This window comes from Mycobacterium kyorinense (genome assembly GCF_001672775.1).
Lineage (GTDB): Bacteria > Actinomycetota > Actinomycetes > Mycobacteriales > Mycobacteriaceae > Mycobacterium > Mycobacterium kyorinense_A.
On record NZ_LZKJ01000133.1, the window covers coordinates 25,369 to 38,391 of the forward strand.

Sequence of the window (13,023 nt, forward strand, 5' to 3'; positions counted from 1 at the left end):
GATCTACCAGCCGAGCAGCACGAGTTCAGAGCAGAAGGCCGGGCCCATCGCGATCATCAGCCCCAGCGAACCCGGCGGCGGTGGATCGGCCATGTTGGCCCGAAGCACGTCGAGCACAGACACCGACGAAAGATTACCGTTGGTGCGCAACGAATTCCGGGTGTGATCCAGGGCGTCGGCGGACAAGTCCAGGACGTTTTCGACGGCATCGATCACCCGCGGACCGCCGGGGTGACAAACCCATGTCGAGATGTCGGAAGTAGTCAACCCGTGGTCGCTGAGGAACTCGCGGACGTCTTCGCCCAGGTACTTCTCGGCGACGGTGGCAACTTCGACGGACAAAATGATCTGGAACCCCTGGGTGCCGATGTTCCAGCCCATCACGTCTTCGGTGTCGGGGTAGATGCGGCTGCGGCTCGCCAGTACCCGCGGCCCAGTGGCCGGCCGATCGGAGCCTTTGGCGATGACGACGCCTGCGGCGTCCCCAAAGAGGCTGGAGGCCACCAGGTTGGCCATCGAATGGTCGTCTCGCTGAATGGTCAATGAGCAGAGTTCGACGGCCAGCAGCGCCGCCACTTGGTCGGGGTAAGCGCGCAGGTAGTCGGATAGCCGGGCGACGCCGGCGGCGCCGGCCACGCAGCCCAGTCCGAACAGTGGCAGGCGTTTGACGTCCGGCCGCAGGCCCACGCGGGTGGCCAATCGCGCTTCCAAGGTGGGCACCGCGAGCCCGGTCACCGTCGTCGACACGACGATGTCGACCTCGGAAGGTTTGACCTTGGCGGCGTCGAACGCCGACAGCAACGCCTGCTCGCCGAGATCCAGGGCGACCTCGAGGAAAGCGTCGTTGGCCTCGGTGAAGCCGCTCAGTTCGGCGTAGCGCGACAGGGGCAGCGCGTGGTGGCGCGAGGCCACTCCGCTGCTGGCGGTAAACCGGGCGAATTCGGCGCCGCCGAAGCCGGTCACCGCTGAGGCTATGTCGTCTTGACTGTTGAAGTGCGGCGGAAACTCGATCGCCACCGCCGCGAGAGAGGGGGCTGCCGACGTGCTGTCCGTCGTTACGCGCAGCCCAGAGGTCTCGGGGCGCATCCTGTCATTATCCATGTAGGCAGTACGTTACTGGCGCATTGATAGTTCAACCAAAAAATTGCACACGTGTGTAATGCGAAAGCGCCGCTTAATCGGCTGACGCGCGTTTTGGTTCCTCGGAAACCTTCGTTGCGATGATGGTTAAGTCATTGTCTCGCAAGCGAACTCAGCTGAGCGGGGCGGTGCGACAGGTGGAGCAAATCACGGCGGCGTGATGATTTAGAGCGACCCAAAATTCGGTGCGTCGGTTGTGCGGACCGGGTCAGGCAGCGCAGCCCGAAAATATCGCAGCAGTCATCAGCGGACTAGTCGGCGCACGTTTCCACCCCACCGGCACCGTCATCATCGCTAGGTTGGGAGCTGTGCGGATTCTTGTGACCGGCGCCACGGGCTACATCGGATCGCGCCTGGTAACCGCGCTGCTTGCCGACGGACATCATGTGTTCGCCGCGACGCGCGACCCGGCACGGCTGGGCCAGTTCGGCTGGGTCGACGACATCACTGCGGTTGCGCTGGATGCCTCCGATCCTGCCTCGACGCGTGCGGCGCTGGCCGTCGCCGGCCCCGTCGACGTCATCTACTACCTGGTGCACGCGATCGGTCAGCCCGGCTTCCGCGACGCCGACCAGAGCGCGGCCGCCAATGTCGCGGCCGCCGCCAAGGACGCTGAGGTGAAGCGCATCGTCTACCTGGGTGGCTTCGTACCCGATGACGACAATTTGTCCGAGCACTTGACCAGCCGGGCCGAGGTGGCCGCGGCGCTCACCACCGAGGGCGGGCCCGAGGTGGTGTGGCTGGGGGCGGCGCTGATCCTGGGCGCCGGCTCGACGTCGTTCGAGATGCTGCGCTATGTCGGCGACCGGTTTCCGCTCATGCCGATACCGCCGTGGATGGACAACCCGGTGGATCCGATCTCCATCCGGGACGTGCTGCACTACCTCGTCGCCGCCGCTGACCCGGCACAAGTACCGGCGGGCGCCTACGACATCGCCGGCCCCGACACCACGTCGTATCGGGAACTGCTGAAAACCTATGCGCGCATTTCCGGCAAATGGCACACCGGCCTGCCGGTGCGAGGTGTGGACACCGCGGTGGCCTCCCGCGTCACCGCGATCGCATTGCCGGTGCCCGACGGATTGGCCGCCGACCTGGTCGAGTCGTTGGATCACCCGATGCGGGCATGTGGCCCCGGCCTGCGGGAGCTGGTGCCCGACCCGCCCGGCGGGCTGATCGGCGTCGACGAAGCCATCACCCGAGCGTTGTCCAACCCCCGGCCGCAGCCGGTCAACGCGCTGGCCGACCCCCATCACCTCGCCGACAGCGATCCGGGGTGGGCCGGCGGTGACACGCTGCGCATCCGTCGGCTCGCCAAAGCGGTGACGCCGCCGATCGCCCGGTCTGGTCTTGGGCTGGTGAATGCCGTTCCCGGTCCGATTGCCGGTGCACTGCGAACCGGTCTCGACATCCTGATCACTCTGACCCCGAAGGGGCGTCCTGCATGACCGACCTGAGCACTCGCCCGCACACCAGCGCGTTGCAGGAGATCCGTCGCGCGATCACCAATGTCGCAGTGCCGCACCATGAGCCGCCTTCGGTGGTGCGCAGGCGGCGCATCGTCGTCGCGATCGTGTTGGTGCTCGGCGCGGTAGTGCTGGGATTATCCATGACCCGGCGTCCCGGCGAGGCGAGCTTCTACTGGTTGACGCTGGCGTTGAGTGCGGTGTGGCTGGTCGGCGCGTTTGCCTCCGGACCGCTCCACCTGGGCGGAATCTGTTGGCGCGGCCGCAACCAGCGCCCGGTCATCACCGGAAGCACCACCGGCTTGGTGCTGGGCGGCGTCTTCGTGCTCGGAGGAGTGATCGCCAAACAGATTCCGGCCGTTTCGGATCTGATCACCCGGGTCTTCCAATTCGCCGACCAGGGGTCGTGGCGGCTGACTTTGGCCATCGCGTTGTTAGGTGCTATCGCTGAGGAATTGTTTTACCGCGGGGCGCTGTACACCGCGTTGGGCCGACACCACCCGGTAGTCATCTCGACGGTCATCTACGTCGTCGCCACGCTGGCCAGCCAGAATCTGATGCTGGGGTTCGCGGCGATCATCCTCGGCGCGGTGTGCGCATTGGAGCGCCGCGCGACCGGCGGGGTGTTGGCACCGATACTGACCCACTTTGTGTGGAGCTTGGTCGTCATACTCGCGCTGCCACCGCTGTTCGGGTTCTAGCCGTCGCTCAGTGCGATGCGCTCCGACCTCAGCGATCGGTGAAATTCGGAGTGCGGCGCTGTTGGAAGGCCGTCGCGCCCTCGATGAAGTCGTGGGCCTTCAGCAGCTTCGCCTGACCTTGCATCTCGCGGTGTAGCGCCGGCTCCAACTCGGTGAGCGTGGCCGCGTTGATGGCCTCCTTCGTCTTGGCGAAGGCCACTGCCGGGCCGGACAGCAGCCCGGACACCACCCTGTCGACCTCCTCGTCGAAGGCGGCCGCCGGATACACCGCGCTGATCAGGCCGCTGGCCAGTGCATCGGTGGCGGGGAGGCGTTCGGCCAGCAACGCCATCCGCATCGCCCGGGTACGGCCGATCGCGGCGGCCACCAACGCCGACGCGCCGCCGTCGGGCATCAAGCCCACCTTCGTGAAGGCGAGCATGAAATACGCTGCGTCCGAAGCCAATACAAGATCGCACGCCAAGGCCAGTGATACCCCGACACCGGCGCACGGTCCCTGCACGACCGCGACGACCGGTCGCGGCACCGCAGTGATCGCAAGGACCGCGCGGTTGGCTTCCACGATGATGTCAGTCGCCGGGCCCCGACCGGACACGTCGTCGGCGCTCATCCCGGCGCCGGAGCTGAAGGCCCGGCCGGCGCCCCCGAGCCGCACCAACTTGACCCGCGGATCGACAGCGGCACGTTCCATGGCCTCGGCGATGCCGGCCAACACCGGCGTCGTTAGCGAGTTGAGGCTGTCCGGCCGATTAATCGTCACTGACAGCACACCGTCGGCCAGCGTCACGGATAGGCCTTCAACGGGCGTGAGGACGGCTGAATTCACCATGCGGATCACCTTAAGTGACCGGGCTGCATGGCAGCCGGGGGCGGCTGCGAAGATGCGAGGGGCGGGTTGTTCGTGGTGACAAGCCGGTTGTTTTCGACAAGGAGGTCGTAGATGGCGGGACCGCTGTCCGGGTTGCGGGTGGTCGAACTGGCAGGCATCGGGCCGGGCCCGCATGCCGCGATGATCCTCGGGGACCTCGGCGCCGACGTCGTGCGCATCGAACGGCCGGGCTCGCCCGGCGCGGGAACCCCGCAGTCCACGCTGCGCAACCGGCGGCTGGTGACCGCCGACCTCAAATCCGACGAGGGACGCGACCTGGTTCTGAAGCTGGCCGCGAAGGCCGACGTGCTGATCGAGGGCTACCGGCCCGGCGTGACCGAGCGGCTCGGCTTGGGCCCGCAGGACTGCGCGAAGGTCAACGACCGCTTGGTGTATGCCCGGATGACGGGCTGGGGCCAGACCGGTCCGCGCAGCCAGCAGGCCGGACATGACATCAACTACATCTCGCTGAACGGCGTCCTGCACGCCATCGGCCGAGCGGGCGAGCGGCCGGTGCCGCCGCTGAACCTGGTCGGCGACTTCGGCGGCGGGTCGATGTTCCTGTTGGTCGGCATCTTGTCTGCGCTGTGGGAGCGGCAAACCTCGGGCAAGGGCCAGGTTGTCGACGCAGCGATGATCGACGGGTCGTCGGTGCTGGTGCAGATGATGTGGGGGATGCGCGCGTCCGGCGTCTGGTCCGACGAGCGCGGCACCAACATGCTCGACGGCGGCGCGCCCTACTACGACACCTACGAATGCTCCGACGGCCGCTATGTCGCGGTGGGCGCCATCGAGCCGCAGTTCTACGCGGCGCTGCTGTCCGGCCTCGGCCTGGACCCCGCCGACCTGCCGGGGCAAAACGACGTCGCGCGCTGGCCGGAATTGCGAGCCCGGCTCACCGAGGCCTTCGCCGCCAAAGACCGCGATCACTGGGCCGGGGTGTTCGCCGATTCCGACGCCTGTGTGACGCCCATCCTGGCGTTCGGCGAGGTGGAAGCCGAACCGCACGTCACCGAGCGCAACACCTTCTACCAGGACGACGGCGGACTGCAGCCGCTACCGGCGCCGCGGTTCTCGCGCAGTGTCACCGACAGGCCGCGCCCACCGGTACAGCCCCGTGGCAACGCCGAAGCCGTCCTCGACGACTGGGTATAGTCCCGACCAACCAGTAGGTCGACACCTGCGGTCGGCCGGAAAGGAAATGTTCGCGTGGAGATCAAAGACGCCGCAGCACTCGTCACCGGGGGAGCGTCGGGCCTGGGCCTGGCCACCACCAAGCGGCTGCTCGACGCGGGCGCGCAGGTGGTCGTGCTTGACCTCAAAGGTGAGGACGTGGTTCGCGAGCTCGGCGAGCGCGCCCGCTTCGCCCCGGCCGATGTCACCGACGAAGACGCTGTCACCTCCGCGCTCGACCTGGCCGAGACGCTGGGCCCGCTGCGGATCGTGGTCAACTGCGCCGGCACCGGCAACGCCATTCGCGTGCTGGGCAAGGACGGTGTCTTCCCGCTGGAGGCGTTCCGCAAGGTTGTCGACATCAACTTGATCGGGACGTTCAACGTGCTGCGGTTGGGTGCTGAGCGGATCGCCAAGACCGACCTGCTCGGCGAAGAGCGCGGCGTCATCATCAACACTGCCTCGGTCGCGGCCTTCGACGGCCAGATCGGTCAGGCCGCGTATTCGGCATCCAAGGGCGGCGTGGTCGGCATGACCCTGCCGATTGCCCGCGACCTGGCCGGCAAGGGCATCCGGGTGGTCACCATTGCGCCCGGGCTGTTCGACACCCCGCTGCTGGCGGGTCTGCCCGAGCCGGCCAAGGAGTCGCTGGGCCAGCAGGTGCCGCACCCGAGCCGGCTGGGCAAGCCCGACGAGTACGGCGCGCTGGCCGTGCACATCGTCGAAAACCCGATGCTCAACGGCGAGGTGATCCGGCTGGACGGCGCGATCCGGATGGCGCCGCGATGAGTCTGACGACGAAGTTCACCGAGACGTTCGGGGTCGAGCACCCGATCGTGCAGGGCGGCATGCAGTGGGTGGGCCGTGCGGAGTTGGTGGCAGCCGTCGCCAACTCGGGGGCGCTGGGTTTCTTGACCGCGCTGACCCAGCCCACCCCCGCCGATTTGGCCAACGAAATCGCCAAGACGCGAGACCTCACGGACAAGCCGTTCGGGGTCAACCTTACGATCCTGCCGACGATCAACCCGCCGCCCTACGACGAATACCGCCAGGTCATCGTCGACGCCGGTATCAAGATCGTCGAAACCGCCGGCTCCAACCCGGCGCCGCATCTGCCGATGTTCCACGACAACGGGATCAAGGTGCTGCACAAGTGCACCTCGGTGCGCCACGCGGTCAAGGCGCAGAGCCTGGGGGTCGACGGCATCAGCATCGACGGGTTCGAGTGCGCCGGCCATCCCGGTGAGGACGACATCCCGGGTCTGGTGCTGATCCCGGCGGCCGCGGCCAAGATCGACATCCCGATGATCGCCTCCGGCGGGTTCGCCGACGCGCGTGGACTGGTCGCCGCGCTGGCATTGGGCGCCGACGGCATCAACATGGGCTCGCGATTCATGTGCACGGTCGAGTCGTGCATTCACCAGAACGTCAAGGAAGCCATCGTCGCCGGCGACGAGCGCGGCACCGAGTTGATCTTCCGTCCGCTGCGCAACACCGCGCGGGTGGCGTCTAACACCGTCTCACGTGAGGTCGTCGACATCCTCGACAAGGGCGGCCAGTTCCCCGACGTGCAGGAGTTGGTGGCAGGAGCGCGCGGCCGCAGAGTGTTCGACGACGGCGACGTGGAGGCCGGCATCTGGTCGGTGGGCACCGCGATGGGGCTGATCAACGACATTCCGTCAGTCGAAGAGCTGGTGTCGCGGATCGTCGCCGAGGCCGAAGAACTGATCACCGGCCGACTGGGTGACATGGTCAGCAGCGACGAAGACGAGAAGATCTCCGCCTGACGACGATGCAGCCGCATGGCGGCTGAGGAGGAGTCAGGCAATTAGGGCGGCGCCTGACGACGATGCAGCCGCATGGCGGCTGAGGAGGAGTCAGGCAACAGGGCGGGGCCTAGCGGGGCATCAGAACAAAAGCAGAATCAACGTCGAGGGCAAACTCACCTGATCAGCGGGGTGGCCGTAGCAACGGCCACGCCCTGCGCGACAGTCAGCTCGCGGTAGGTAGCGGGTGCCAGTCGTCGACCTGCTCCGAGGTCTCGCCCTCTACCAGCATGTCGCCGTGGTAGAGAGCCTCGAAGTCGGCCTTGATGACGTCGGCACTCGAGTCGTCGATCCACATGTTTATGAGCGTATGGGTCACCATTAAGGAATCGTTGAGTCACGATTCGGAAAATGGTGGCAATTCTTACCGCTGGGTAGGGTCGCTCCCAGCGCGACGGCGTGGTCGCTCGGCCGGTACGAAGCGCGGGACAAAGAGTCCGGGTTGTTGGAACTCGCTATTTGTCAGATGTCTAAAGCCATAGGCTTCGGGGCACGCATGTCCCGATGGCCGGCGTTGCGGTGAACCATCCCGAATGCCCATACGTCCTAACTGCTAGGGCATTGAAGGCAGGCCTGAAACGACGCCGATAACTTGCCGCTGATAAGTTACCGCCGGCATGGCGGCGGAAGGACCCGCATGCTGCAGCGAATCGCTCGACTGGCGCTCGTCGCCCCGGGCAAGATCGTCGCGGTAGCGCTCCTTGTCCTGGTGGGAGCCGTGATCTTCGGCATCCCCGTGCCCAAGAGTCTGTCGGCGGGCGGCTTCCAGGATCCGACGTCGGAGTCGGCGCGAGCCACCCGGTTGCTGACCGACAAGTTCGGCGAGAGCGATCAGAAGATGCTGGTCGTGGTAACAGCGCCCGAAGGCGCCGACAGCGAACAAGCCCGCCAGGTGGGCACCGACATCGTCGAACACTTGCAACAGTCGCCGCTGGTCTTCAATGTGTCCTCGCCCTGGACCTCGCCGCAGGCTGCCGCCGGCCTGATGAGCAAGGACCAGAAGGCCGGATTGATCGTGACCAACCTCAAGGGCGGCGAGAACAATGCGCAGAAATACGCCAGGACGCTCTCGGATGAGGTGATCCACGATCGCGGCGACGTCAGCGTCGAAGCCGGCGGGGTGGCGATGGTGTATGCCCAGATCACCCATCAGAATGAGCGCGACCTGCTGTTGATGGAGTCGATCGCGATCCCGCTGAGCTTCGTCGTGCTGATATGGGTCTTCGGCGGGCTGCTGGCGGCGGCACTGCCCCTGATGCTGGGCGGGCTGGCGATCGTGGGCTCGATGTCGGTGTTGCGGTTCATCAGCTTCAGCACCGACGTGTCGATCTTCGCGCTCAACCTGAGCACCGCGATGGGGCTGGCGTTGGCCATCGACTACACGCTGCTGATCATCAGCCGCTACCGCGACGAGTTGGCCGAGGGCACACCTCGAGACCAGGCGCTGATTCGCACGATGGCCACGGCTGGACGCACCGTGCTGTTCTCCGCGACGACGGTCGCCTTGTCGATGGCGTTCATGGTGCTGTTCCCGATGTACTTCCTGAAGTCGTTCGCCTACGCCGGCGTGGCCACCGTGGCGTTCGTGGCCGTCGCGGCAGTGGTGGTGACTCCGGCCGCCATCGTCCTGCTGGGCCCGCGGTTGGACTCGCTGGACGTGCGCCGACTGGTGGGTGTGCTGGCGCCCCGGCTACGGCGCGGCGCAGAGCATGCGGACAGACCGGTGGAGCAGTTGTTCTGGTATCGCTCGACGAAGTTCGTGATGCGCCGCGCGGTGCCGATCGGCTTGGCGGTCATCGCGTTGCTGCTGGTGCTCGGGGCCCCATTCCTCGGCGTGAAGTGGGGGTTTCCCGATGATCGGGTGCTGCCGCAGTGGGCGTCGCCGCATCGGGTCGGCGATCAGCTACGCGACAACTTCCCCGAGAATTCGACGACCGCGGTGCCTGTCGTCGTGCCCGACGTCGGCGGAGTCAGCCAACGCGACCTCGAGCGCTACGCCGCCGACCTGTCGCGGGTGACCGACGTCGCTGCGGTGACCGCCCCCACCGGGACGTTCGTCGCGGGCAGCCGGGCGGGGCCACCGGCGGCAGCCACCGGCATGGCCGACGGCAGCGCATTTCTGACCGTTGCCAGCACCGCACCGCTGTTCTCTCAGGCCTCCACCACCCAGTTGGACCGGTTGAAAGCCGTGCCCGGCCCGGCCGGCCACGCCGTCGAGATGGCAGGGCTGGCGCAGATCAACCGCGACAGCGTGAACGCGATCATGACCCGGCTGCCGCTCGTCTTGGGACTGATTGCCGCAATCACCTTTGCGTTGCTGTTTTTGCTCACCGGCAGTGTGGTGTTGCCACTGAAAGCGCTGGTGCTCAATGTGTTGTCGCTGACCGCGGCGTTCGGTGCGCTGGTGTGGATCTTCCAGGACGGACATCTCGGCGCGCTGGGAACCACACCCAGCGGCACACTCGAGGCCAACATGCCGGTGTTGCTGTTCTGCATCGCGTTCGGGTTGTCGATGGATTACGAAGTGTTCTTGGTGTCCCGAATCCGCGAGTACTGGCTGCAGTCCCCGGTGGCCCGGTTGGCGCGCCCCGCCGCCGCAGCCGCCCGCGCGGCCAACGACGAGAGCGTGGCGCTTGGACTGGCCCGCACCGGCCGAGTTATCACGGCCGCTGCGCTGGTGATGTCGATATCGTTTGCTGCGCTGATCGCCGCGCAGGTGTCGTTCATGCGGATGTTCGGCGTCGGCCTGACCCTTGCCGTACTGGTGGACGCCACCTTGGTGCGCATGGTGCTGGTGCCGGCTTTCATGCACGTGCTGGGTCGATGGAACTGGTGGGCGCCCAAACCGCTGGCCTGGATGCACGAGCGGTTCGGGATCAGCGAAAGCGGTACTGCGACGCCTGCAACTGCGGCCCACCGGGCGGGGCGGCACCGCCGCGACAGCGTCGTGCCGGCTCAACCGCTCGTGCACCACAACGATGCGGGGCAGCCGGCCCGGTGGGTCGCCGACGGCGGTTACGGTTCCGATGGGTGATTTCCGGCGACGACGGGCTCCACCCGGCTCGGGCGATCTGCGGGCAGTCTTTTGCGGGCATATGGTGGCCGGAATGGTTGGTACTGACGCCACCCCGCAACAAATGGTGGACTGGCTGATGGCTTTGGACATACCTTCGGAGGGTTCGCACGTATGACACCGGCATCCACGGTCGACAATCCGTTCTTCGCCCGCATCTGGCCCACGATCGCCGCGCACGAAACCGAGCAGATCCGTGCGCTGCGCCGGGAGAATTTGTCTGGGCTGTCCGGCCGGGTGCTGGAAGTCGGCGCCGGTGTCGGCACCAACTTCGCCTTCTACCCGAACTCCGTCGACCAGGTGGTGGCCGTGGAGCCGGAGCCGCGATTGTCGGCGCGTGCCCGCGCCGCCGCAGCGGATGCCCCCGTCCCGGTCCGGGTCACCGACGACGCGGTCGAAGACTTCGCCAGCGATGAGCCGTTTGACGCGGTGGTGTGCTCGCTGGTGCTGTGCTCGGTCGGTGACCCCGATGATGTTCTCCGCCAACTACATTCGCGGCTTCGCCCGGGCGGGCAGCTGCGGTATCTCGAGCATGTGGCCAGCAGCGGATTTCGGGGCCGGCTGCAGCGTCTGGCGGACGCCACGATCTGGCCTCGGCTGCTGGGCAACTGCCACACTCATCGGGACACCGAGCGAGCGATCGTCGGCGCCGGTTTCGAAGTCGAGGACGCTCGACGCGAGACGACGATGCCGGCGTGGCTGCCGTTACCGGTCTCGGAGTTCGCGCTGGGCCGCGCACGTCGCTCCTGACTTTGCACCGACACTGCGGTGCGATTTGCGGACAAAACGCGATCTGTGCGCAGTCTCGGCGCCGCTATCGCAGGCTCGGCCTAGTTGAGCAGGGCAGGCAGCCGCTGCAGCAGCGACGGCAGCGCCTTGCTGGCGCTTTCCCGGACGGTGAGCGTGGCGCTGGCCGACAGCGGCGTCGGCTCCGGGTTGACCTCGATCACGACCGCACCGCGAGCCAACGCCAAATCCGGCAGCCCGGCCGCCGGGTAGACGATGCCGGAGGTGCCGACGACGACCAGCACATCCGCCGCCGCGGCGGCCTCGACCGCGCTTTGCCACGTCTTCTCGGGTAGCGGTTCCCCAAACCAGACGATGTCCGGCCGGATCAATCCGCCACAGGCGCAGATCGGCGGCTCGATTTCCAGCGCCGGTTCGGCCATTTCGGGAAGTTCGCCGGTATAACGCTCTTCGCAAGCGGCACAACGGAATTCGAATAGGCTGCCATGGAGGTGGTGCACCGGGGAGCTGCCCGCGCGTTCATGCAGATCGTCGACGTTCTGGGTGACGACGGTGACCTCGGCGTGGTCCTGCCAGGCCGCGACCGCGCGATGACCGTCGTTGGGCTCGACCCGGCTCACCAGGTAGTGCCGCCACAAATACCAACCCCAGACCCGTTCGGGGTTCTGCAGCCACCCTTGCGTGCTGGACAGTTCATAGGGGTCGAACTTGGCCCACAGCCCGTTCTTGTCGTCGCGAAACGTCGGCACGCCGCTCTCGGCGGAGATACCCGCGCCACTGAGCACCGCTACTCGCACACCACTAATGTAGCTGGACTGCGCGATACTGGGCATGTGCAGCTGGGGGAGTGGCTCCGGATCGAGGACCAAGCAAGTCGTCCATTGTTCGACCAACTCAGGACGCAGATCATCGACGCGATCCGCGCAGGCAGGCTTGCGCCGGGCACCCGGCTGCCCACCGTCCGGGAACTAGCGGGTGAGCTCGGCATGGCAGTCAATACCGTTGCCCGCGCCTACCGCGAGCTCGAGGCGGCCGGTGTGGTCGAAACGCGGGGTCGTTTCGGCACATTCGTCGCCAGGGCCGACCCGTCGGATCGCGCGATGGCGGACGCGGCCCGCGCATACGCCGACGTGGCTCGCGGGCTGGGACTCGGCAAGGCGGAGGCGATGCGCTATCTCGGCGACGCTTTCGGCGACTAGCCGAACTCCAGCAGCGTCAACGTCGGACGCAGCGAGTCCAGCGCGCGGAACCGGCGGGTGGCCGACAGCAGGGAGTTGAGCAGCACGCCGCGCCCCGGCGGCAGCGCTACGTCGCGGACGACGCGGACACCCGGCACGGTGTTCACCAGATCCGCGGCTTGCGCCACCGACATCGTGAACGGCATCGGCGGGAACCTATAGCGCCGTGAGATCCGATGCCCCCGCCGGGCATACCTGGCCAGCGATGCCGGCGGCAGATCGAAGAGCATCTGCCCACCGGGAAACCGCTTGGCGCACTCGGCGATCAGTCCGAGCGCCTGGTCAGGCTGCAGATACATCAGCAGGCCCTCGGCGGTGACGAAAACTCCGCGCGAGGGGTCGACGCTTTCGGTCCAGCTGTAGTCCAGCGCAGACTGCGCGCACATCGACACCCGTGGTGATTCCGGCAACAACCGTCGGCGAAGCTCGACGACCGGCGGGAGATCAACTGTCAGCCAACGAAATTGGCTGTCAGGCAGGGAGGCGTCGAGACGCCAGAAGCTAGTCTGCAAACCCTCGGCCAACGCCACCACCGTCGCCGACGGATAGCGAGTCAGGTAATGGCGGGTCTGGGTGTCGAACGCCAGCGCCCGCAGCGCCATGTCCTGGCGCGTCGCACCGAACTTCGCGAAGTCGAAATCGATCGAGTCAACGAGGTTGATCGCCAACGGGTCGTCGATGACCGCGTCGGGTCGGCCGGCCTCCCGGGCGCGCGCCCGCAACGTCAGCAGGGCCGTCTCGGAAACCCCGGTGAGGGTGGCCGTTTCTCGGTCGGGACTCATCGGAGAAAC

The 13,023-nt window shown here is 66.8% G+C and carries 13 protein-coding genes; 8 read left to right on the forward strand and 5 right to left on the reverse strand.

Annotated features, from left to right (window positions below):
• Nucleotides 1-3 precede the first annotated feature (3 nt).
• Nucleotides 4-1,086, reverse strand: coding sequence for a type III polyketide synthase (locus tag A5707_RS14480; RefSeq protein ID WP_065015156.1), 1,083 nt, complete (start codon nucleotides 1,084-1,086; stop codon nucleotides 4-6).
• Nucleotides 1,087-1,448: 362 nt separating this feature from the next.
• Between A5707_RS14480 and A5707_RS14485 the strand changes: the two genes are divergently transcribed.
• Nucleotides 1,449-2,588 carry an NAD(P)H-binding protein gene (locus tag A5707_RS14485; protein ID WP_065015157.1) on the forward strand — a complete coding sequence of 380 codons (1,140 nt, stop codon included), beginning with the start codon at nucleotides 1,449-1,451 and terminating at the stop codon, nucleotides 2,586-2,588.
• A complete protein-coding gene (locus A5707_RS14490) occupies nucleotides 2,585-3,307 on the forward strand; it encodes a CPBP family intramembrane glutamic endopeptidase (RefSeq protein WP_065015158.1) in 723 nt (240 codons plus the stop codon). Before A5707_RS14485 ends, A5707_RS14490 begins: the two co-directional genes overlap by 4 nt.
• Nucleotides 3,308-3,335: 28 nt before the next feature.
• Here the strand turns inward: A5707_RS14490 and A5707_RS14495 are convergent, their stop codons facing one another.
• Nucleotides 3,336-4,136, reverse strand: a complete 801-nt coding sequence (locus A5707_RS14495; protein WP_065015205.1) for an enoyl-CoA hydratase — start codon at nucleotides 4,134-4,136, stop codon at nucleotides 3,336-3,338.
• A 111-nt stretch (nucleotides 4,137-4,247) separates the two neighbouring features.
• Between A5707_RS14495 and A5707_RS14500 the strand changes: the two genes are divergently transcribed.
• The 3 genes from A5707_RS14500 to A5707_RS14510 are packed head-to-tail and all read left to right on the forward strand — an operon-like array spanning nucleotide 4,248 to nucleotide 7,135.
• Nucleotides 4,248-5,330 (forward strand): CaiB/BaiF CoA transferase family protein, encoded by a 1,083-nt coding sequence (locus A5707_RS14500; protein ID WP_065015159.1) that lies wholly within the window; start codon nucleotides 4,248-4,250, stop codon nucleotides 5,328-5,330.
• A gap of 54 nt (nucleotides 5,331-5,384) precedes the next feature.
• Entirely contained in the window at nucleotides 5,385-6,137 is a 753-nt protein-coding gene (locus A5707_RS14505) for a 3-hydroxyacyl-CoA dehydrogenase (protein WP_065015160.1), read from the forward strand.
• Nucleotides 6,134-7,135 (forward strand): NAD(P)H-dependent flavin oxidoreductase, encoded by a 1,002-nt coding sequence (locus tag A5707_RS14510; RefSeq protein WP_065015161.1) that lies wholly within the window; start codon nucleotides 6,134-6,136, stop codon nucleotides 7,133-7,135. The genes A5707_RS14505 and A5707_RS14510 overlap by 4 nt, the downstream gene beginning before the upstream one ends.
• 205 nt (nucleotides 7,136-7,340) lie before the next feature.
• Here A5707_RS14510 and A5707_RS24775 read toward each other — a convergent pair whose 3' ends face one another.
• Nucleotides 7,341-7,472 (reverse strand): hypothetical protein, encoded by a 132-nt coding sequence (locus tag A5707_RS24775; RefSeq protein WP_156657945.1) that lies wholly within the window; start codon nucleotides 7,470-7,472, stop codon nucleotides 7,341-7,343.
• A 339-nt stretch (nucleotides 7,473-7,811) separates the two neighbouring features.
• Here A5707_RS24775 and A5707_RS14515 point away from each other — a divergent pair, with 339 nt between their 5' ends.
• Nucleotides 7,812-10,208, forward strand: coding sequence for an MMPL family transporter (locus A5707_RS14515; RefSeq protein ID WP_082969467.1), 2,397 nt, complete (start codon nucleotides 7,812-7,814; stop codon nucleotides 10,206-10,208).
• Nucleotides 10,209-10,361: 153 nt separating this feature from the next.
• Nucleotides 10,362-10,997, forward strand: coding sequence for a class I SAM-dependent methyltransferase (locus tag A5707_RS14520; RefSeq protein WP_065015162.1), 636 nt, complete (start codon nucleotides 10,362-10,364; stop codon nucleotides 10,995-10,997).
• An 80-nt stretch (nucleotides 10,998-11,077) separates the two neighbouring features.
• On the opposite strand, the gene A5707_RS24170 is transcribed toward A5707_RS14520, so the two are convergent.
• Nucleotides 11,078-11,791, reverse strand: a complete 714-nt coding sequence (locus tag A5707_RS24170) for an NAD-dependent deacylase (RefSeq protein WP_065015206.1) — start codon at nucleotides 11,789-11,791, stop codon at nucleotides 11,078-11,080.
• A gap of 36 nt (nucleotides 11,792-11,827) precedes the next feature.
• On the opposite strand from A5707_RS24170, the gene A5707_RS24175 reads away from it, so the two are divergent.
• The gene (locus A5707_RS24175; RefSeq protein ID WP_065015163.1) at nucleotides 11,828-12,193 is read left to right on the forward strand and encodes a GntR family transcriptional regulator; all 366 of its coding nucleotides are present in this window, start codon (nucleotides 11,828-11,830) and stop codon (nucleotides 12,191-12,193) included.
• Here the strand turns inward: A5707_RS24175 and A5707_RS14535 are convergent.
• A complete protein-coding gene (locus A5707_RS14535) occupies nucleotides 12,190-13,014 on the reverse strand; it encodes a class I SAM-dependent methyltransferase (protein ID WP_065015164.1) in 825 nt (274 codons plus the stop codon). The genes A5707_RS24175 and A5707_RS14535 overlap by 4 nt on opposite strands.
• Nucleotides 13,015-13,023 lie beyond the last annotated feature (9 nt).